Source organism: Microbacterium sp. HD4P20 (genome assembly GCF_019449275.2).
In the GTDB taxonomy this organism is placed as follows: Bacteria; Actinomycetota; Actinomycetes; order Actinomycetales; family Microbacteriaceae; genus Microbacterium.
Map to the genome: position 1 here is coordinate 236,471 of NZ_JAHZQZ020000014.1, position 19,275 is coordinate 255,745.

Here is a 19,275-nt window from a genome sequence, read left to right on the forward strand (position 1 = left end):
CTGCGGCATCCGTCCCCCTTCGTCATCGAGGAGCGCATTCGAGCGCGCCCTGATCTGCCCAGGGCGAACACGGCCGGGTCGCGCCGGACGCGCCGGTAGATTCGACGAGGACCCAAGGAAACAGGAGCACACATGGCCGAACCACTTGTCGCGACGAGCGTCTTCGACAGGCTGCTGAAGGACCGCATCATCTGGCTCGGGTCGGAGGTGCGGGATGAGAACGCGAACGAGATCTGCGCGAAGATCCTCCTTCTCGCCGCCGAAGACTCGCAGAAGGACATCTACCTCTACATCAACTCGCCCGGCGGTTCGATCACGGCCGGCATGGCGATCTACGACACGATGCAGTTCGTGCCGAACGACATCGTCACCGTGGGCATCGGCATGGCCGCCTCCATGGGGCAGCTGCTCCTGACCGCCGGCACCAAGGGCAAGCGTTACATCACCCCGAACGCCCGCGTGCTGCTGCACCAGCCGCACGGTGGCTTCGGCGGCACGGCGAGCGACATCCAGACGCAGGCGCAGCTGATCCTCGACATGAAGAAGCGGCTCGCCGAGATCACCGCGGCTCAGACCGGTAAGAGCGTCGAGCAGATCAACGCCGACGGCGACCGCGACCGCTGGTTCGGCGCCGAGGAAGCCCTCGAGTACGGCTTCGTCGACCACATCCGCGAGTCTGCCTCCGACGTCATCGGCGGCGGCGGAACCGCCAACTGAGCGCACCGAAGGCGAAAGAGAGAGAACCCGCAATGCAGACACCCACCTTCGGAGCAGGCGCCCCGCAGGCGCTCCAGATGCCCGGCAGCCGCTACATCCTGCCGCAGTTCGAGGAGCGCACCGCCTACGGCTACAAGCGCCAGGACCCGTACAACAAGCTGTTCGAGGACCGCGTCATCTTCCTGGGCGTCCAGGTCGACGACGCCTCGGCAGACGACGTCATGGCCCAGCTGCTGGTGCTCGAGAGCCAGGACCCCGACCGCGACATCATCATGTACATCAACTCGCCCGGCGGCTCGTTCACGGCCATGACGGCGATCTATGACACCATGCAGTACGTCTCGCCGCAGATCCAGACGGTGGTGCTGGGCCAGGCGGCGTCGGCTGCCGCCGTGCTCCTCGCGGCCGGTGCCCCGGGCAAGCGCCTGGCGCTGCCGAACGCCCGCATCCTCATTCACCAGCCCGCGATGGGTGAGGCCGGCCACGGTCAGGCCTCCGACATCGAGATCCAGGCTGCCGAGATCATGCGGATGCGCACGTGGCTGGAGCAGACCCTGTCGAAGCACTCGAACAAGACGCCCGAAGAGGTCAACAAGGACATCGACCGCGACAAGATCCTCTCCGGCGAAGAGTCGGTGGCGTACGGTCTCGTCGACCAGGTGCTCACCACCCGCAAGCGCGGTCAGCAGGCGCTGACCAAGTAGCCCTCGACGCGCTTCGACGCCCCGTCACCCGGATCCGGGTGACGGGGCGTCGGCGTTCGCCCACTGCGCGTTCTGCTCTGGGCGGACGCCCCTCCACAACGTGCGTCGCAATCCCGCCGGATGTCGCCGCCAGAGGTTAGGCTCGGAAGACAGCCGGGGGACTGGGCCCCACGTCACGAGGAGGAGCCGCATGGCACGCATCGGTGAGAGCGCGGACCTGTTCAAATGCTCCTTCTGCGGCAAGAGCCAGAAGCAGGTCCAGCAGCTGATCGCCGGTCCCGGGGTCTACATCTGTGACGAGTGCGTCGAGCTGTGCAACGAGATCATCGAAGAGCGCATGGCAGAGTCCTCTTCGGGTGTCGTGGCCGAGTTCGACCTCCCCAAGCCGCGCGAGATCTACGCCTTCCTCGAGGAGTACGTGGTCGGGCAGAACGACGCCAAGCGCGCGCTGTCCGTGGCCGTCTACAACCACTACAAGCGAGTTCGCGCGCACGGCACGATCCAGTCCGCCGAGCAGCGCGCCGACGAGATCGAGATCGCCAAGAGCAACATCCTCCTCCTCGGGCCCACCGGCTGCGGCAAGACGTACCTCGCGCAGACCCTGGCCAAGCGGCTGAACGTGCCCTTCGCGGTCGCCGACGCCACGGCCCTGACCGAGGCGGGCTATGTCGGCGAAGACGTCGAGAACATCCTGCTCAAGCTGCTGCAGGCCGCCGACTTCGACACCAAACGTGCTGAGACCGGCATCATCTACATCGACGAGGTCGACAAGATCGCCCGCAAGGCCGAGAACCCGTCGATCACCCGTGACGTGTCGGGTGAGGGGGTTCAGCAGGCCCTCCTGAAGATCCTCGAGGGCACCGTCGCCTCCGTTCCGCCGCAGGGCGGCCGTAAGCATCCGCACCAGGAGTTCATCCAGATCGACACGACGAATGTGCTGTTCATCGTCGCGGGCGCCTTCGCCGGGCTGGAAGACATCATTTCGTCGCGCGTCGGCAAGCACGGAGTGGGCTTCGGCGCGCCGCTGCACAACAAGGGTGACGACCTCACCCTGTTCAGTGAGGTGCAGCCGGAAGACCTGCACAAGTTCGGGCTGATCCCCGAGTTCATCGGCCGCCTGCCGGTGGTCGCGTCCGTGGCGCCGCTCGACCAGGCGGCCCTCATGGAGATCCTCACCGAGCCGAAGAACGCGCTTGTCAAGCAATACCAGCGCATGTTCGAACTCGACGGTGTGACGCTCGAGTTCGACCGGGAGGCTCTGGAGGCCATCGCTGATCTCGCCGTCGCTCGCAAGACCGGTGCGCGCGGGCTGCGGGCGATTCTCGAGGACGTGCTCGGTCCGATCATGTTCGAGATCCCTTCCAGCGACGACGTCGACAAGGCGATCATCACGCGCGCCGCCGTCGAAGAGGGCGCGACTCCCACCCTGGTGCTGCGGCAGAAGCGCAAGAGCGCCTGACACGTCCGCCGCGGGTGTCGGACCCCGCCACTAGCGTCGCAGGATGACCTTGCGACCGTTCACGATCCACGTTCCCGACGCGGAGATCGCCGATCTCCACGAGCGCCTCGAACGGTTCCGCCCGCTGCCGGACTCACCACGTCGTCCTGATTCGGGAATGGACGCCGCGTATCTGCGCGAACTCGTCGACAGCTGGCGCCGATTCGACTGGCGTGCACGCGAAGCCTGGCTCAACGGGCATCCCCAGTTCCTTGCCGACATCGACGACACGACCGTCCACTTCGTCCATCTGCGCTCTGCACGAGACGATGCGCCGCCGCTGCTGGTGATGCACGGCTGGCCGCACACCTTCGCCCTGCAACTCGAGTTCGCCCAGCTGCTCCCGGACTTCCACGTGATCGTGCCGAGCTTCCCCGGATTCGGCTATTCGACGCCGTACGCGTCAGGCCCCATGACCGAGGTCCGTCTGGCTGCGACGATGCACGCCCTCATGACCAGCGTTCTCGGCTACGAGCGCTACTTCACATACGGCGAGGACGTCTCCGCCAACGTCAACGACCTCATCGCGGGCACTTACCCGGAGTCGGTGAGAGGCGTCCTCGTCACGCATTCGCACTTTCCGGCCAGCGCCGAGCGCGAATCCCTCACCGCGCCCGACGAAATCGCGTTCTTCGAGCGTCTGGATCAATGGGGAGGAGCGAACGGGGGGTACGGGCACATCCAGGCGACGAGGCCCGACACGCTCGCTGCGGCGCTCAACGACTCTCCGGCCGGGCTGCTGGCCTGGCTGGCCGAGAAGCTGGTGGAGTGGAGCGACGGGCCCGCGGAGGATCCGCGGGCCGTCGAAAGCCTGATCTCGCGTGAGCGCATCTTGACCGAGGCCATGATCTACTGGACGACCCAGTCGATCGGCTCGTCCTTCCGGCCCTACTACGAGGGTGCCGACCAGCCCGATGCGATGCCGGCCGTCGAGATCCCGGCATCCGTTCACATTCAGCGCCATGAGTGGGATTACCCGGAATCGCTCGCACGGCGCTTCTACCGCGACATCCGCGCCTTCGAGCGCCTCGAAACCGGCGGCCACTTCACGGTCGGCGAGGCGCCGCAGATGATGGCCGACCGCATGCGCGCTTTCGCGAAAGGGCTCGGCGCCATCTGATCGGGCGGCCGCGTCAGTCGGCGAGTCCCCGGCGCTTCAGAAGAGGCTTGATCTCGGCATCCCGCCCACGGAAGTCGCGGTATGCCTCGAGCGGATCCTTCGAACCGCCGACACCGAGCAGCCGCTCGCGGAAGCGATCGCCGTTCTCGCGTCGGAGGCCGCCGTTCTCGCGGAACCATTCCACGGTGTCGGCGTCGAGGACCTCGCTCCAGATGTACGAGTAGTATCCGGCGCTGTAGCCGCCCGAGAAGACGTGCGCGAAGTAGGTGGAGGAATACCGCGTGGGCACGGCGGGGTTGTCTAGCCCGACGTCGGCGAGAGCGGCCGCCTCGAAGGCGGCCACGTCGAGATCAGTGCCCGCCTCACTGGTCGATAGTGAGTGCCACGCCTGGTCGAGCCATGCGGCGGCGAGATACTCGCTCGTGGCGAAGCCCTGGTTGAACGCCTCAGACGCGTGCAGCTTGTCGACGACATCGGCCGGAAGCGGCTCGTCGGTCTCGATGTGACGGGCATAGGCCGTCAGGATCTCGGGCCAGTAGATCCACATCTCGTTCACCTGGCTGGGGAACTCGACGAAGTCCCGGAAGACGTTCGTGCCCGCGAAGTGAGGGTATGTCACGGTCGCAAACAGGCCGTGCAGGGCGTGGCCGAACTCGTGGAAGAGCGTCGTGACCTCGTCGAGCGTGAGAAGCGTCGGACTTCCCGGCGCCGGCTTCGGGACGTTGAGGTTGTTCACGACGATCGGGGCGGTTCCCCGGAGGTGCGACTGCAGCACGATCGAGTTCATCCACGCGCCGCCACGTTTGGTGTCGCGGGTGTACAGGTCGAGGATGAACAGTCCGAGCGCACTGCCGTCGGCGTTGTGCACCTCGAAGATGCGGGTATCGGGGTGATAACCGTGAAGATCACCGCGTTCGGTGAAGTCGATGCCGTACAGCTCGGTGGCGGCGCGGAACACCCCGTCCCTCAGCACGCGCTCGGCCTCGAACCACGGACGCAGCGCAGCGCGGTCGAGGTTGTACTCGGCGGCGCGCACCTTCTCGGTGTAGTAGGCCCAATCGTGAGCGGCGAGCGGGAACGGGTCCGGCTCGGCGTCAATGATCTTCTGAAGCTCGCCCTGCTCACGAACAGCATTGCGGGCGGCGGGGACGGCGAGTCGCCGCAGCAGATCGTGGACGGCCTCGGGGGAGCGGGCGGTCTCGTCGGAGGTCACGTACGCCGCGTGCGAGTCATAACCCAGGAGCTGTGCCCGTTCGGCCCGGAGTCGGACGATCTCGAGGAGCGTCGCACGGTTGTCGTTCTCGTTGCCGCGCGACCCGCGGGAACGAGATGCCTCGAGCAGGCGCGCACGCGCTGACCTGTCGGTGAGGCTCGAGAGGTAGGGGTGCCCCGTGAACAGGGTCAGAGTCACCACCCACTTGCCTTGGAGCCCTCGGTCGGCGGCGGCCCGAGCGGCCGCCGACAGCTCGCCCTCGGTGAGACCCTCGAGTTCTGCGGCGTCATCGAACACCACCGCGAGGTCGTTGGTGTCGGCGAGCAGGTTCTTTTCGAACTGCGTCGTGAGCGTCGACAGGCGCTGGTTGAGGCCGGTGAGCCGCTGTTTGGCGTCATCGTCGAGCCCGGCGCCCGCGTGGGACATCTCTGTGTAGTGCCGCTCCACGAGGTACCGCTCCTCCGGAGTCAGCCCGAGCTGATCGAGCTGCTCGTGGAGGGTCTTGATCCGCCAGTACAGTGCGGCATCGAGCTGGATCGAGTCCTGGTGCGCCGACATGAGGGGCGCCAGCTGCTCGTCGATCGCCTGAATCTCTTCCGTCGCGTCAGCCGACGACACCGTGTAGAAGGTGCGCGCGATATCGCCCAACAGGCGCCCGCTCTCTTCGAGGGGGACCATCGTGTTCTCGAAGGTGGGCATCGAGCGCACTCGTGTGATGGCCGAGATCTCGGCGGAGTGCTCGGCAAAGGCATGCTCGAAGGCGGGGAGATAGTGCTCAGGCCGGATGACCGAGTAGTCGGGCAGGCCGTAGGGGAGCGCGGTGGCAGTCAGCAGCGGGTTGTCCGTGGGCATGCTGTTCAGCCTAGTTGTCGGCGCCAGTCCGGGCAGCGACTCCTTTGCAAACTTCCAATTGCAAACTAATGCTTGCAAAGAAGTCTTTGCATGGCTATCGTGAGAAGCATGACAGACAACGACCCGGCCCAGCCGGCGTCTTCGGACAGCGCTTCGGAACGAGCCGACCGCGTCCTCGACGCGGGGGCGCTGCGCGCACTTGCACATCCGCTCCGTGTCAAGATCTACGACATCCTGAGCCAGTACGGCCCGCAGACAGCGAGCTCACTCGCGGAGCGGCTAGGTGAGTCGTCAGGTTCGACCAGCTACCATCTGCGGGCGCTGGCCAAGCACGACCTCATCCAGGAATGCGTCGACAAGGGGTCGGGGCGCGAACGGTGGTGGGAGCGTCCGGCGGGCGGCGTGTCGTTCGCCAATCCCGAGGCGCTCAAGACCCCTTCCGGCAGAGCCGCCAGTCAGATCGTCATGCGGGAGTTCTTTCAGCTCCGCCACGAGCAGCTCCTGCAGTTCGTCGACCGCGGGGTTCTGGACGAAAACGACGTCTGGCGGAAGGGAAGCATGATCTCCACCGCCACCGCTCGGCTCACCCCCGAGCAGAGCGAGGAACTCGCCGCGAAGATCATGGCGCTCATCGACGACGTCGTGGACAACTACCGAAACCAGACCGGCGAGAACGTCCGGCCCGTCACGATCAGGGCCGATCTCTTCCCGCTTCCCGAACTAGGAGGACAATCATGACCGCCCTCACCGCACACCGCGTCGCTGCGGCAGGCGTGCCTCGCGTCACGTTCCTCGATCGTGCGCTGTTGTCTGCCGCGTCGGCGCTCGACGGCATCGTGGCGGCCCGGGTCTCCCGTCGTCATCGTCCCGAGCGGCGCAGCATCATGGCAGCGCGGGATGCCGCGGCAGCTGCCCGCAGGCACGCCGAGGCGCTGGCATCCGTCGGCATCATGCCGCGATGACCGGCGCCCTCGACACCGCGACGGCGCCGGGACGGCCCGCCGGCCGACCGAAGCGCACGCCGCTCGGCCGCGACTTCGGCAAGCTGTGGACCGCGGCTGCGTTCAGCAACCTGGCCGACGGCCTGGGACGCACCGCGGTTCCGCTCATCGCCACCACGCTGACGCGCGATCCACTCGCGATCTCGGTGATCGGCGCCCTCGCGTTCCTCCCCTGGCTGGTCTTCGGACTCCCGGCCGGCATGATCGTGGATCGCTTCGACCGACGCGTCATCATGGCGGCGGCCAACACACTCCGTGGAGGCGCAGCCCTCTGGCTCGCGGTCCTCACGGCGACCGGCTCTCTGGAGCTCTGGGCTCTGTTCGTCGGAACGCTCATCTTCGGGCTGGGTGAGACGCTGTTCGACAACGCGACGAACGCGGTCATCCCGGGGGTGGTCACCAAGCCGCAGCTGGACCGGGCGAACGGACGAATGCAGGCCGCGCACATCACGATCGACATGTTCGTCGCACAGCCGATCGCCGGGCTGCTGTTCGCGGTCTCGCTCGCACTGCCGTTGTGGCTGGGGGCGGCGGGATACATCGTGCCCATCGTCCTGGCCTTGCTTCTGCCGATCTCTGCGGCGCGCCCGCTCCGCGAGCCGGCGCGCGTCACCGACCCGGGAGCGCCGGATGTGGCGGCCGGGGGCTCCGCGATGCCGGTGCCGGTGCCGCCGTCCCCGAGCAGGGTGACGGCGAGAGAGGCGATCGTCTACCTGTGGCGCAACCGCTATCTGCGTGCGATGGTCCTCTACACATCGCTCGTGGGTAGCGCCCTCTCGTTCGCGCAGGCGAGCACCATCCTGTACTTCCTCGACGACCTGGATGTCGTCCCAGCCGCCATCGGGTTCGTCACGGCGGGCGTGGGCGTCGGAGCGCTCCTCGGATCGCTCGTCGCGCCGCGACTGGTCGAGCGGTTCGGTCGCGGACGCGTCATGCTCGCCGCGAACGTCGGGGCCGCCGTCGGGCTGGGCCTGACCGGCCTGGCCCCCGAAGTGTTCTCCGCCAGCGCCGCCTATGCGCTCGGGGCCTTCTCGATCTCGGTGTGGAACGTGCCCTGGGGCGCCCTCCGTCAGCAGATCGTTCCCACCGAGCTGTTCGGCCGGGTGCTCGGCATCATCCGCATGCTGACGTGGGGCATGTTCCCGATCGCCACTCTGCTGGGCGGCTGGGTGGCGCGGATCGATCTGCGCCTGCCGTTCGTCGCGGCCGGGATCTTCATCCTCATCGCGACCATCCTCGGCTCACGGCTCCTGGTCGTGGGCACCCGCAAGGCGGGCGCGGAGGTCGACGCGGCGCACGCCTGACCCGGCGCACGCCTGACCCGGCGCGGGCCTGGTCGCGGTCAGTGGCCGCCGAACCCGGTCTCGTCGTCGTGGCGGACGACAGCTTCGCCCTCCGCATCGAGCGTGACGATGACACCCGTGTCGAGCTCCGCGATCGGGCGGCCCTCGAGCCAGGTCAGGGTCCAGCGCGGACGCGGCTGACCGAGATCGTCGCCGGGGATCGCCTCGTCGACGTCCCGGATGCTGGGGTGCAGCGCCTCGGGGACGGCGCGCGGCGGTTCGTCGCCGGAAGTCCAACGGGTTCCGAGTTGCATGTCAGTCCTCCTGGGGTGCGAACTGGATGTCGGAGACGGTCAGCTCCTCGGCATCCGCGTAGTGAATCTCGGCAATCCGGCCGACCGCCTTCAGGTCGCCCTCGGCCAGGCGAAGGGCGTCGAGGGATGCCGCCGGAGCTGAGATCGTCACGTGGTCGACGGACGTCTTCTGCGAGACCTTGGCCTCCGTCTTAGCCCGACGGATGCCGATGAGGGCGCTGCCCACGACGCTCAGCACGCCGGGGTCGCCCTCGATCTCGAGCGCCTCGGGCCACGGTGCGGTGTGCACCGAGCCGTCGTTGAACCACGACCAGGACTCCTCTGCGGCGAACACCAGGACCGGCGCGAACAGGCGCAGCATGGTCGACAGCGCGATCCGCAGGGCGAGGGCGGCCGATGCCTGACCCACGTCCGCCTGGTTGTACGCACGTTCCTTCACCAGCTCGAGGTAGTCGTCGCAGAACGTCCAGAAGAACGACTCGGTGATCTCGAGTGCGCGCGCGTGGTCGTAGGCCTGCAGGGCCTTCGTGGCGTCGCGCACGACGCCGTCGAGGGCGGCGAGCATCGACGCGTCGAGCGCGTGGGTGACCTGCGCACCTTCGGGCACCGGGAACGACAGCACGAACTTGGCGGCGTTGAGCACCTTGATGGCCAGACGCCGGCCGATCTTGATCTGCGTCGGGTTCTGCGGGTCGAACGCCGCATCGGTGCCGAGGCGACTCGAAGCCGCCCAGTAACGGACGGCATCCGAGCCGTGCTGAACCAGGATGTCAGCCGGCGTGACGACGTTGCCCTTCGACTTCGACATCTTCTTGCGGTCGGGATCGACGATGAAGCCGGAGATGGCGGCATCCGTCCACGGCGCACGATCGTCTTCCAGCGCACTGCGCAGCATGGTGGAGAACAGCCACGTTCGGATGATGTCCTGGCCCTGGGGGCGTACGTCGAAGGGTGCGACGAGGTTCCACAGCTCGGGGTCGCGCTCCCAGCCGCCGGCGAGTTGAGGCGTCAGCGACGAGGTCGCCCACGTGTCGAAGATGTCGTTCTCGCCCTCGAAGCCGCCGGGCACGCCGCGCTGGTCCTCGGTGTAGCCCGGCGGGACGTCGCTGGACGGGTCCACCGGCAGCGCGGCGGAGTCCGGCGTCAGCACGCGGCTGTAGTCGCGCTCGCCGTTCTCGTCGAGCGCGTACCAGACCGGGATGGGCACGCCGAAGAACCGCTGACGCGACACCAGCCAGTCGCCGGTGAGGCCGTTGGTCCAGTTCTCATAGCGCACACGCATGAAATCCGGATGCCACGACATCTGCTGACCGAGGGCGATCAACTTGTCGCGCAAGGACTCGTCACGAGCGCCGTTGCGCAGATACCACTGGCGCGTCGAGACGATCTCGAGGGGCCGGTCGCCCTTCTCATAGAACTTGACGGAGTGCGTGAACGGCTTGGGATCGCCGTCCATGTCGCCGGACTCCTGCAGCAGCTCGACGATGCGCTTCTTGGCGCTGAACACCGTCTTGCCGGCGAGCTCCGCGTATGCCCCCCTCGCGGCATCCGTCACGATCACATCCGGCGCTTCGGCCAGAACGCGACCGTCCTGTCCGAGGATCGTCCGGTTGGGCAGATCGAGCTCACGCCACCACACGATGTCGGTCACATCGCCGAACGTACAGATCATGGCGATGCCCGAGCCCTTGTCTTTCTGTGCGAGGGGATGCGCGAGCACGGGCACCTCGACGTCGAACAAGGGCGTGCGCACCGTCGTGCCGAAGAGCGGCTGGTACCGCTCGTCGTCGGGGTGGGCGACGAGCGCAACGCACGCGGGGAGCAGCTCGGGGCGGGTGGTCTCGATCACGACGTGACCGCTGCCGTCGGTCTTGTGGAAGGCGACACGATGGTACGCGGCGGGCTGATCCCGATCCTCGAGCTCGGCCTGGGCCACCGCCGTGCGGAAGTCGATGTCCCACAGCGTCGGAGCGAGATCCTGGAAGGCTTCGCCGCGCTCGAGGTTGCGCAGGAACGCGAGCTGGCTGACGCGCATCGTTTCGTCGGAGATCGTCCGGTACGTCTGCGTCCAGTCGACGCTGAGACCGAGCGAGCGCCAGAGCGCCTCGAAGTGCTTCTCATCCTCGACGGTGAGCTTCTCGCACAGCTCGATGAAGTTGCGGCGGCTCACCGGGATCTGGTCGGCGGCTCGGCTGGACTTGTTGTCGCCGCCCTCGTACGGCGGAGTGAACTCCGGGTCGTACGGCAGCGACGGGTCGCAGCGCACCCCGTAGTAGTTCTGCACACGGCGCTCGGTCGGCAGGCCGTTGTCGTCCCAGCCCATCGGGTAGAACACCGTCTTGCCTTGCATACGCTCGAAGCGCACCTTGACGTCGGTGTGCGTATAGCTGAAGACGTGCCCGATGTGCAGGCTTCCCGACGCCGTCGGCGGGGGAGTGTCGACCGAGAAGATGCCCTTGCGGCCGACCTCGGCGGCGCGGATCCGGTCGAACAGATACGTGCCCTGCTCGGTCCACCTCGCATCCCACTTGGTCTCGAGACCCTCGAGGGCGGGCTTGTCGGGAATCTGCGCGTCGGCCATCGGGTCTCCTCGATATGTGCGGCACCGTGTGAGCGTGCCTGAGTGTGGGATGCGGCTCGATTCTACCCGGGTGCAGTCACCAGAGAGAGCGGATGCCGGGGGCCTCCGGCATCCGCTCTCTCTTCCGTGCGATCAGACCGCGGCGGAGGCCGTCTCGGGTGCGGAGGCGAGCTCGGGCTCGGGGCGCCGGCGCGCGGCCAGCCATGCCGAGACCAGGGTCACAGCCGACATGACCGCAAGGATGATGCCCGGATGCCACCACACGAAGCCGGTCGCGGTCCCCAGTTCGAACGTCACGTACGGCACGAAGCCGCTGATCGTGGCCGCGAGGGCATACGCGAACGAGAGCGCCGAGTAGCGGAAGTTGTCGGGAAAGAGGTCGTTCATGAGCCCGCCGAGCGCCGCCCATGCCATCGTCGGGAGGATGCCGCCGACGATCATCGTCCCCACCAGGATGGGGAAGGTCGCGGACTGCAGCAGGTAGTACATCGGGAACGTGATGAGCAGCGTGCCCAGCGCGCCCCACATCACGACCTTCGCCGAGCCGATGCGGCTCGCCCAGGCCCCGAACAGCGGGATGGTGATCAGCTGCAGGAGGCCGCCGATGGTGGTCGCGATGAGGAGATCCTGGAAGCTGAACCCGAGCCGTTCCACACCGTAGTTGACCGTATAGGTGTTCATCAGCGAGTAGGAGCCGATGCCCAGCAGCGCCGCCCCGATCGCGATCGCCATCGCCGCGGGGCGCTTGGCGAACATCGTGACGAACGGGATGCGGTCGCGCCGGCCCTCCGCCACGACGCCCTGGAAGACCGGGGTCTCAGAGATCGTGAGCCGCAGGTACAGCGAGACGGCCAGCAACGGCAGCGCGAGCAGGAACGGAATGCGCCAGCCCCACTCGGCGAGCTGCTCGGCGGGGAGCGCGACCGTCATCACGATGAACACCACGGCGGAGAGGATCGAGCCGACGGGCGACCCGAGCTGCGGGATGGCGGCATAGAACGCTCGCTTGACGGGACCGGAGTGCTCGGTGGCGATGAGGATCGAGCCGCCCCATTCGCCGCCCAACGACAATCCCTGCACGATGCGCAGGAGGATCAGCAGCACGGCGCCGAGCCAGCCGGCTTGCGCGTAGGTGGGGAGCATTCCGATGAGGCCCGTCGCGACGCCCATGATCCCGATGGTCCACAGCAGTGTCGCTCGTCGGCCCAGGCGGTCGCCCATGTAGCCGAAGAGGATCGCGCCGATCGGGCGGACGACGAAGGCGACGGCGATCGTGAGGAACGCCACGCTGGTCGCGCCGATCGGGCCCAGAGGGTCGAAGAACAGCGGGCCGACGAAGAACGCCGAGAAGTACGCGAAAAGGTAGAAGTCGAAGGACTCCAGCGACGTGCCCACCATCGACGCCCACGCGACGCGGCGGGCGGGGGTTGTCGTGGCGGCGGGGGAGGTGTCGGGAGTAGCGCGGGAGCTCACGGTCGTCAATCTTGGCACGAGTCCAGAAACCACGGAGACCCTCTCATCATTCCCTGCTCGCGCGGCAACGGTAGACTCGATGCACCAGCGCTGATCCGGCCATCACCGGGGAGCTCTCGGAAGAACCGGGCCCGTCACGACGAGCCCTTACTAGAACCGAGCGGGGCAGGCCCGTCACAGCCGCAGTGAAAGAGGGCGGATGCCGGTGGATGGCATCCCGTCAATGCAGGGTGGTACCGCGGTCCGCCGGGAGACATCTCCGGGCAGGTCGTCCCGGCAGGACGCACACCAGCGAGCACCTGCGAGAGATGATGACCTACCCGAAGCCCTCACCGTTCGGACCGGCAGCCGATCCAGCACCGGTCGTCCCGAGCCCTCGCTTTCCCGATGTCGAGCGCGAGACGCTGACGTTCTGGGAGGCTGACCAGACCTTCCGCGCCTCGGTCGACCAGCGCGAGGGCGCCGAGGAATGGGTGTTCTACGACGGCCCCCCGTTCGCCAACGGGCTGCCGCACTATGGTCACCTCCTCACCGGCTACGCGAAGGACCTCTTCCCGCGCTTCCAGACCATGCGCGGCAAGAAGGTCGACCGTGTGTTCGGGTGGGACACCCACGGCCTTCCGGCCGAGCTGGAGGCGATGAAGCAGCTGGGCATCACCGAGAAGAGCGAGATCGAGGCGATGGGCGTCGCGGCGTTCAACGCCAAGGCGCGGGAGTCGGTGCTGGCCTACACGCGCGAGTGGGAGGACTACGTCACGCGCCAGGCGCGCTGGGTCGACTTCGAGCGCGGCTACAAGACCCTCAACGTCTCCTACATGGAGTCAGTGCTGTGGGCGTTCAAGACGCTGTACGAGAGGGGCCTGGCCTACGAGGGCTACCGCGTGCTGCCCTACTGCTGGCGCGACGAGACGCCGCTCTCGGCGCATGAGCTGCGTATGGACGACGACGTATACAAGATGCGGCAAGACCCCTCGGTCACGGTGACCTTCCCGCTCGTCGGTCTGAAGGCCGAGGCGCTCGGGCTCACCGGCGTGCGTGCCCTCGCGTGGACGACGACCCCGTGGACCCTGCCCACGAACCTCGCCCTCGCTGTGGGCCCCGAGGTCCGCTACGCCGTGGTCCCCGGCGGCCCGAACGGCGCCGCCGACGTGCACCACACCGCCGACGGGCAGGCCGACGAGCCCGAAGAGGCGTACGCCCACCGCTACCTGCTGGCCGAGGAGCTGCTGGGCAACTATGCCAAGGATCTCGGCTACGACTCGCCCGAGGCGGCACGTGCGGCGGTCGTGCAGACCGTCCAGGGCACAGAACTCGCAGACGTCGCCTACGACCGGTTGTTCGACTACTACGCGGATGCTGACACGTGGGGCACCCAGAACGCCTGGCGCATCCTCGTCGACGACTACGTGACCACTGCGGACGGCACCGGGGTCGTACACCAGGCCCCGGCGTTCGGCGAGGATGACCAGCGGGTGACCGAGGCCGCCGGCATCCCGCTCATCATGAGCCTCGACGACGGCGGCCGGTTCCTGCCGCAGGTGACGGATGTCGCCGGAGAGCTGTGGATGGATGCCAACCGGCCTCTCATCAGGCAGCTGCGCCAGGACGGGCGGCTGCTGCGCGAGGCGAGCTACGAGCACTCGTATCCGCACTGCTGGCGATGCCGGAATCCCCTCATCTACCGCGCGGTGTCGAGCTGGTTCGTTCGCGTGACCGAGGTCAAGGACCGGCTGCTGGCAGGCAACGAGCAGATCACGTGGGTCCCCGAGAACGTCAAGCACGGACAGTTCGGCAAGTGGCTCGAGGGCGCGCGCGACTGGTCGATCAGCCGCAACCGCTACTGGGGCTCGCCGATCCCGATCTGGAAGAGCGACGACCCCGAGCACCCGCGCATCGACGTGTACGGGTCTCTCGAAGAGATCGAGCGCGACTTCGGGCGCCTGCCGCGCAATGCCGAGGGCGAGGTCGATCTGCACCGCCCCTTCATCGACGACCTGACGCGCCCGAACCCGGACGACCCCACGGGTCGCTCCACGATGCGGCGCATCGAGGACGTGTTCGACGTCTGGTTCGACTCCGGGTCCATGCCGTACGCGCAGGTGCACTACCCGTTCGAGAACCAGGAATGGTTCGACGAGCACGCGCCGGCCGACTTCATCGTGGAGTACATCGGACAGACGCGCGGCTGGTTCTACGTCATGCACGTGCTGTCGACGGCGCTGTTCGACCGTCCGGCCTTCACGGGGGTGTCGTGCCACGGCATCATCCTGGGCAATGACGGATTCAAGGCGTCCAAGTCCCGGGGCAACTATCCCGACGTGTACGAGACGTTCGATTCGGACGGCTCGGATGCCACGCGCTGGTTCCTCATGGCCAGCAACGTCCTGCGCGGCGGGAATCTCATCGTCACGGCGGAGGGCATCCGTGCGGGCGTGCGCGAGTTCATGCTGCCGCTGTGGAACGCGTGGTACTTCTTCGCGACCTACGCGAACGCCTCCGGCTCACGCGGGTACGAGGCCTCCTGGCGCACAGACTCCACCGATGTGCTCGACCGGTACATCCTGGCGCTCACGGGCGACCTCGTGCGTGAGGTCGCAGCAGACCTCGACGGCCTGGACTCGACGATGGCGGCGGCGAAGCTTCGAGACTTCGCCGAAGCGCTGACGAACTGGTACATCCGGCGCTCTCGTGACCGCTTCTGGGTCGGCGTGACCGACGATCCGAAGAGCCGCGAGGCGTTCGACACCCTCTACACCGTGCTCGAGACGCTCACGCGCGTGGCGGCGCCGCTCATCCCGCTCGTGTCCGAGAAGGTCTGGCGGGGTCTGACCGGTGGACGCAGCGTGCACCTGCAGGACTGGCCGGATGCGTCGGCGTACCCTGCCGCCGACGACATCCGCGCCGCGATGGACGCCGTCCGGCAGGCATCCAGTGTCGCGAACGCCCTGCGCAAGAAGGAGGGCAAGCGCGTGCGTCTTCCGCTTTCGAAGCTGACGGTGGCGATGACGGATGCCGCGTCCCTCGCACAGTTCGAAGGGATCCTGCGCGACGAGCTCAACGTCAAGGCGGTCGAGCTCGTCGAGCTCGGCGACGACGTCGCGCAGCGCTACGGAATCACCAGCCGCTTGTCGGTGAACGCGCGTGCGGCCGGGCCCCGCCTGGGCAAGCAGGTCCAGCACGTCATCGCCGGTGCGAGGGCAGGTGTCTGGGAGGAGAAGGACGGCGTCGTCGTGGTCGACGGCATCGAGTTGCACGAGGGCGAGTACGAACTCACCCTCGAGGCAGGCGGTGTCGATGAGGGAACCGCGATCGCGCTGCTCGATGAAGGAGGGTTCGTGCTGCTGGACACCACCACGACACCGGATCTGGAGGCCGAGGGCCTCGCACGTGACATCATCCGAGCGGTGCAGGACACCCGCAAGGCCGCCGGGTTCGATGTGAGCGACCGCATCAGGCTGGAGCTGGCATTCGACGACGTCGAGGATCGCGTCGCGGTGGAGTCCGCGTTCGATGCAGCCGGCGTCGCGAGCGAGACGCTCGCCGTGGAGCACTCGCTCTACGGCCCCCGCGGCAGCCGCCCCGTCACGCCGGCTCCGGAGCACGTGGCATCCTTCGACGCCGGCGCCTTCGCCAATTCGGGTCCGTTCGAGGTGGCCGTCACGAGGGTCGAGGCGAACGCATGACCGACCGCGATCGCGCCCGCGCCGACGCCGTCTACGCCGCGCTGCTGGAACGCCAGGGCGAGCGCTGGGTGCAGCCGCGCGTCGAGCGCACCCGGCGCGTCCTCGAGCTGCTGGACGACCCGCAGCGGACCTACCGCGTCGTCCACGTCACGGGGACCAATGGCAAGACCTCTACGAGCCGCGTGATCGAGAGCCTCATCCGTGCCCACGGCCTGAGGACGGGACTGTTCACCAGCCCGCATCTCGAACGCTTCACGGAGCGGATCATGGTCGACGGCGAGCCGATCTCGGACGCGGCCGTGGCCGATGCGTGGGACGAGATCTCTCCTTTCGTCGACCTCGTCGACGCGGAGCTTGCCGCTGCGGACGATGCCGCACTGACGTTCTTCGAGCTGCTCACGGTTCTTGCGTTCGTGGCCTTCGCCGATGCCCCGATCGATGTGCTGGTGCTGGAAGTCGGCATGGGCGGCTCGTGGGACTCCACCAATACCGCCGACGGCGACGTCGCGGTCTTCACCCCGATCGACATGGACCACGCCGATCGCCTCGGCGACACCATCTCCGAGATCGCCGCCGTGAAGGCCGGGATCATCAAGGACGGGGCCGCGGCTGTCTCGGCGCGGCAGAACCCCGCAGCCGAGGCGGAACTTCGGCGGGCCGCCGCTGAGCGGGGCGCGACGATCGCGTTCGAGGGCGAAGGATTCGCTCTGGCTCAGCAGCGCCTGGCGGTCGGTGGCCAACTGATCAGCGTCCGCGGACTCGCCGGCGTCTACGACGACGAGTATCTGCCGATGTACGGCGCGCACCAGGGGTTCAACGCCACCCTCGCCATCGCCGCGGTGGAGTCGCTCCTCGGAGGAGGCACCCAGCCCATCTCGGGGGAAGTGCTCGCGGAGGGCCTCGGCGGCGTGACCTCTCCGGGTCGCCTGCAGTTGGTCGGCGCGAGCCCCACGGTCGTCGTGGACGCCGCGCACAACCCTCACGGTGCGCGCGCGCTCGTGGCCGCGCTGCAGGAAGCGTTCGACTTCGACGAGTGGGGCATGGTGCTGGGCGTGCTCTCCGACAAGGACGCCGACGGGATCGTCGCCGAACTGGCACCCGTGGCCGCGCACGTGTTCGCCACCGCGCCGGACTCCGAACGCGCCAACGACGCGGACGCGATCGCCGACCTGGCTGAGGCCCGCGGCGTTCCCGTCACCGTGCACACCGACCTTGCCGATGCCGCGGAGTCCGCGCGGGAATGGGCGGCGGCATCCGAACGTCGCGCGGTGGTGATCGCCGGTTCCGTCGTGCTCGCCGGCGAGGCACTCGCGCTGTCGTCCGCCGAGGACTGGAAGAGCGGGTGGGCGCGGTGACCGCCGCGGCCGAGCGGCCACGGCGGGCGCGTGGGGCGGCGGAGTCGCTGGGGGCCATCGTGCTCGGATTCGAGTCGATGATCGCGTTCCTCGCCGGTCTCGTCATCTACGGCCTGCGGGCGCTGCCCGAACCGATCGCGCCGTGGTGGGGGATCGTCGGCGGTGCCGTGCTCGCCGTCACCATGATCCTCACCGCGCGAGTGCTTCGCCATCGGTGGGGTATCGCGCTCGGATGGTTCCTGCAGCTCGTCGTGGCGCTCGGTGCGCTCCTCGTGCCGGCGCTCGCCCTCGTCGCCCTCATTTTCGGAGGCATGTATGCGTATGCGACGATCAAAGGAGCCTCGCTCGACCGCCGCAATGCGCAGCGGGCGACGGATCCCCCCACGTCCTGAACACCCTCGACTGTGCCGGTGACGGCGAACGGAGACACCCATGGCAACCGAAGAGACCCTCGTCCTCGTCAAGCCCGACGGCGTTGCGCGCGGGCTGACCGGCGCGATCCTCGCCCGCATCGAGGCGAAGGGCTATGCACTCGTCGACATCCGCCTGGTCGAGCCGGACCGCGAGCGGCTCGAGCGTCATTACGCCGAGCACGCGGGCAAGCCGTTCTACGAGCCACTCGTCGAGTTCATGATGTCGGGGCCCTCGGTCGCGATCCGACTCGCGGGCAACCGCGTCATCGAGGGCTTCCGCTCTCTCGCGGGCACGACCGACCCCACGACCGCCGCCCCGGGAACGATCCGCGGCGACTTCGGCCGTGACTGGGGGCTGAAGGTCCAGCAGAACCTCGTGCACGGCTCCGACAGCCCGGAGTCCGCTGCGCGTGAGCTCGAGATCTGGTTCCGCTGACCTTGCACCCAGGACTCAGAATGCGCGCCCGAGCACGTCCAGCTGCAGTTGGGCGAGGACGGCGATGATCGCGTAGCTCACCACCGTGATGAGCGGCATCCATCCCATCAGCCGCTCCGCGGCGCGACGGACGCCGACCGGCGCGGGCAGCAGGCCCGCCCGTAGCACGTGCAGCGTCACGGCATAGAACGTCGGGATCGTGACCGCCCACGTCACCATGCACCAGGGGCACAGCGTGCCGAGCACGAACAGGCTCTGGAAGATGAGCCAGCACACGAAGCCGAAGGCGAACAGCAGTCCCAGGGCAAACAGCAGCCAGAACCAGCGAGCGAAGCGGGCGCGGGCCAGAAGCGCCATGCCGACCACGACCGGGGCGACCCAGCCCGTGATCCCCAGGATCGGGTTGGGGAAGCCGAAGAGGCTGCCCTGCCAGGATTCGAGGTTCGCAGAGCACTGCACCAGCGAGTTGAAGTCGCACGAGGCTATGGCGTTCGGGTCGGCCAGCTTGTGCAGACGCTCCATCAGGAGGGTGAACGCCGCCCACCAGCCGATGACCCCGGCGAGCACCAGCCACACGGCGAGCACGGTGGGACGGGTGTGGGTCTGACGCTCGGGCATGCTTCGGATTATGG

16 protein-coding genes are annotated in these 19,275 nt (G+C 67.8%); 11 read left to right on the forward strand and 5 right to left on the reverse strand.

Annotated elements, in window-relative coordinates:
* Positions 1–132 precede the first annotated feature (132 nt).
* The 4 genes from K0817_RS09390 (at position 133) to K0817_RS09405 (ending at position 4,039) form a co-directional block, all read left to right on the forward strand.
* Entirely contained in the window at positions 133–717 is a 585-nt protein-coding gene (locus K0817_RS09390; RefSeq protein ID WP_219981195.1) for an ATP-dependent Clp protease proteolytic subunit, read from the forward strand.
* Between the two features lie 32 nt (positions 718–749).
* Positions 750–1,421 (forward strand): ATP-dependent Clp protease proteolytic subunit, encoded by a 672-nt coding sequence (locus K0817_RS09395; protein ID WP_219981196.1) that lies wholly within the window; start codon positions 750–752, stop codon positions 1,419–1,421.
* Between the two features lie 190 nt (positions 1,422–1,611).
* On the forward strand, positions 1,612–2,880 hold the full coding sequence (clpX, locus tag K0817_RS09400; RefSeq protein WP_219981197.1) for an ATP-dependent Clp protease ATP-binding subunit ClpX: 1,269 nt from the start codon (positions 1,612–1,614) through the stop codon (positions 2,878–2,880).
* A 43-nt stretch (positions 2,881–2,923) separates the two neighbouring features.
* Complete coding sequence (locus K0817_RS09405; protein WP_219981198.1) at positions 2,924–4,039, forward strand: epoxide hydrolase family protein; 1,116 nt, start codon at positions 2,924–2,926, stop codon at positions 4,037–4,039.
* Positions 4,040–4,052: 13 nt separating this feature from the next.
* On the opposite strand, the gene K0817_RS09410 is transcribed toward K0817_RS09405, so the two are convergent.
* Positions 4,053–6,104, reverse strand: a complete 2,052-nt coding sequence (locus K0817_RS09410; RefSeq protein WP_219981199.1) for a M3 family metallopeptidase — start codon at positions 6,102–6,104, stop codon at positions 4,053–4,055.
* 108 nt (positions 6,105–6,212) lie between these two features.
* Here K0817_RS09410 and K0817_RS09415 point away from each other — a divergent pair, with 108 nt between their 5' ends.
* Genes K0817_RS09415 through K0817_RS09425 form a run of 3 tightly spaced genes read left to right on the forward strand, consistent with a single transcriptional unit; the run spans position 6,213 to position 8,409 of the window.
* A complete protein-coding gene (locus K0817_RS09415) occupies positions 6,213–6,842 on the forward strand; it encodes a transcriptional regulator (protein ID WP_219981200.1) in 630 nt (209 codons plus the stop codon).
* Positions 6,839–7,066 (forward strand): hypothetical protein, encoded by a 228-nt coding sequence (locus tag K0817_RS09420; protein ID WP_219981201.1) that lies wholly within the window; start codon positions 6,839–6,841, stop codon positions 7,064–7,066. Before K0817_RS09415 ends, K0817_RS09420 begins: the two co-directional genes overlap by 4 nt.
* A complete protein-coding gene (locus K0817_RS09425) occupies positions 7,063–8,409 on the forward strand; it encodes an MFS transporter (RefSeq protein WP_219981202.1) in 1,347 nt (448 codons plus the stop codon). Before K0817_RS09420 ends, K0817_RS09425 begins: the two co-directional genes overlap by 4 nt.
* Before the next feature lie 38 nt (positions 8,410–8,447).
* Here K0817_RS09425 and K0817_RS09430 read toward each other — a convergent pair whose 3' ends face one another.
* The 3 genes from K0817_RS09430 to K0817_RS09440 all read right to left on the reverse strand — a co-directional run bounded on the left by K0817_RS09430 (position 8,448) and on the right by K0817_RS09440 (position 12,756).
* Entirely contained in the window at positions 8,448–8,702 is a 255-nt protein-coding gene (locus tag K0817_RS09430; RefSeq protein ID WP_219981203.1) for a hypothetical protein, read from the reverse strand.
* A 1-nt stretch (position 8,703) separates the two neighbouring features.
* Positions 8,704–11,283, reverse strand: coding sequence for a valine--tRNA ligase (gene valS, locus K0817_RS09435; protein ID WP_219981204.1), 2,580 nt, complete (start codon positions 11,281–11,283; stop codon positions 8,704–8,706).
* 132 nt (positions 11,284–11,415) lie between these two features.
* Complete coding sequence (locus tag K0817_RS09440) at positions 11,416–12,756, reverse strand: MFS transporter (RefSeq protein WP_253735279.1); 1,341 nt, start codon at positions 12,754–12,756, stop codon at positions 11,416–11,418.
* A 311-nt stretch (positions 12,757–13,067) separates the two neighbouring features.
* On the opposite strand from K0817_RS09440, the gene ileS reads away from it, so the two are divergent.
* From ileS to ndk, 4 genes are read left to right on the forward strand one after another with little or no spacing between them, the layout of a single operon-like run.
* The gene (gene ileS / locus K0817_RS09445) at positions 13,068–16,439 is read left to right on the forward strand and encodes an isoleucine--tRNA ligase (RefSeq protein WP_219981205.1); all 3,372 of its coding nucleotides are present in this window, start codon (positions 13,068–13,070) and stop codon (positions 16,437–16,439) included.
* On the forward strand, positions 16,436–17,794 hold the full coding sequence (locus K0817_RS09450; RefSeq protein WP_219981206.1) for a folylpolyglutamate synthase/dihydrofolate synthase family protein: 1,359 nt from the start codon (positions 16,436–16,438) through the stop codon (positions 17,792–17,794). Before ileS ends, K0817_RS09450 begins: the two co-directional genes overlap by 4 nt.
* Complete coding sequence (locus K0817_RS09455) at positions 17,782–18,186, forward strand: DUF4233 domain-containing protein (protein WP_253735280.1); 405 nt, start codon at positions 17,782–17,784, stop codon at positions 18,184–18,186. Before K0817_RS09450 ends, K0817_RS09455 begins: the two co-directional genes overlap by 13 nt.
* 40 nt (positions 18,187–18,226) lie before the next feature.
* The gene (gene ndk, locus K0817_RS09460; protein WP_219981208.1) at positions 18,227–18,643 is read left to right on the forward strand and encodes a nucleoside-diphosphate kinase; all 417 of its coding nucleotides are present in this window, start codon (positions 18,227–18,229) and stop codon (positions 18,641–18,643) included.
* Positions 18,644–18,658: 15 nt separating this feature from the next.
* On the opposite strand, the gene K0817_RS09465 is transcribed toward ndk, so the two are convergent.
* Entirely contained in the window at positions 18,659–19,261 is a 603-nt protein-coding gene (locus tag K0817_RS09465) for a vitamin K epoxide reductase family protein (RefSeq protein ID WP_219981209.1), read from the reverse strand.
* Between the last annotated feature and the right edge of the window lie 14 nt (positions 19,262–19,275).

What these genes read in the sequence shown, in the direction of transcription:
- K0817_RS09390 (WP_219981195.1), top strand. Translation starts at nt 133, where the DNA reads ATGGCCGAACCACTTGTCGCGACGAGCGTCTTCGACAGGCTGCTGAAG.
- K0817_RS09395 (WP_219981196.1), top strand. Translation starts at nt 750, where the DNA reads ATGCAGACACCCACCTTCGGAGCAGGCGCCCCGCAGGCGCTCCAGATG.
- clpX (WP_219981197.1), top strand. Translation starts at nt 1,612, where the DNA reads ATGGCACGCATCGGTGAGAGCGCGGACCTGTTCAAATGCTCCTTCTGC.
- K0817_RS09405 (WP_219981198.1), top strand. Translation starts at nt 2,924, where the DNA reads ATGACCTTGCGACCGTTCACGATCCACGTTCCCGACGCGGAGATCGCC.
- K0817_RS09410 (WP_219981199.1), bottom strand. Translation starts at nt 6,104, where the DNA reads ATGCCCACGGACAACCCGCTGCTGACTGCCACCGCGCTCCCCTACGGC.
- K0817_RS09415 (WP_219981200.1), top strand. Translation starts at nt 6,213, where the DNA reads ATGACAGACAACGACCCGGCCCAGCCGGCGTCTTCGGACAGCGCTTCG.
- K0817_RS09420 (WP_219981201.1), top strand. Translation starts at nt 6,839, where the DNA reads ATGACCGCCCTCACCGCACACCGCGTCGCTGCGGCAGGCGTGCCTCGC.
- K0817_RS09425 (WP_219981202.1), top strand. Translation starts at nt 7,063, where the DNA reads ATGACCGGCGCCCTCGACACCGCGACGGCGCCGGGACGGCCCGCCGGC.
- K0817_RS09430 (WP_219981203.1), bottom strand. Translation starts at nt 8,702, where the DNA reads ATGCAACTCGGAACCCGTTGGACTTCCGGCGACGAACCGCCGCGCGCC.
- valS (WP_219981204.1), bottom strand. Translation starts at nt 11,283, where the DNA reads ATGGCCGACGCGCAGATTCCCGACAAGCCCGCCCTCGAGGGTCTCGAG.
- ileS (WP_219981205.1), top strand. Translation starts at nt 13,068, where the DNA reads ATGACCTACCCGAAGCCCTCACCGTTCGGACCGGCAGCCGATCCAGCA.
- K0817_RS09450 (WP_219981206.1), top strand. Translation starts at nt 16,436, where the DNA reads ATGACCGACCGCGATCGCGCCCGCGCCGACGCCGTCTACGCCGCGCTG.
- ndk (WP_219981208.1), top strand. Translation starts at nt 18,227, where the DNA reads ATGGCAACCGAAGAGACCCTCGTCCTCGTCAAGCCCGACGGCGTTGCG.
- K0817_RS09465 (WP_219981209.1), bottom strand. Translation starts at nt 19,261, where the DNA reads ATGCCCGAGCGTCAGACCCACACCCGTCCCACCGTGCTCGCCGTGTGG.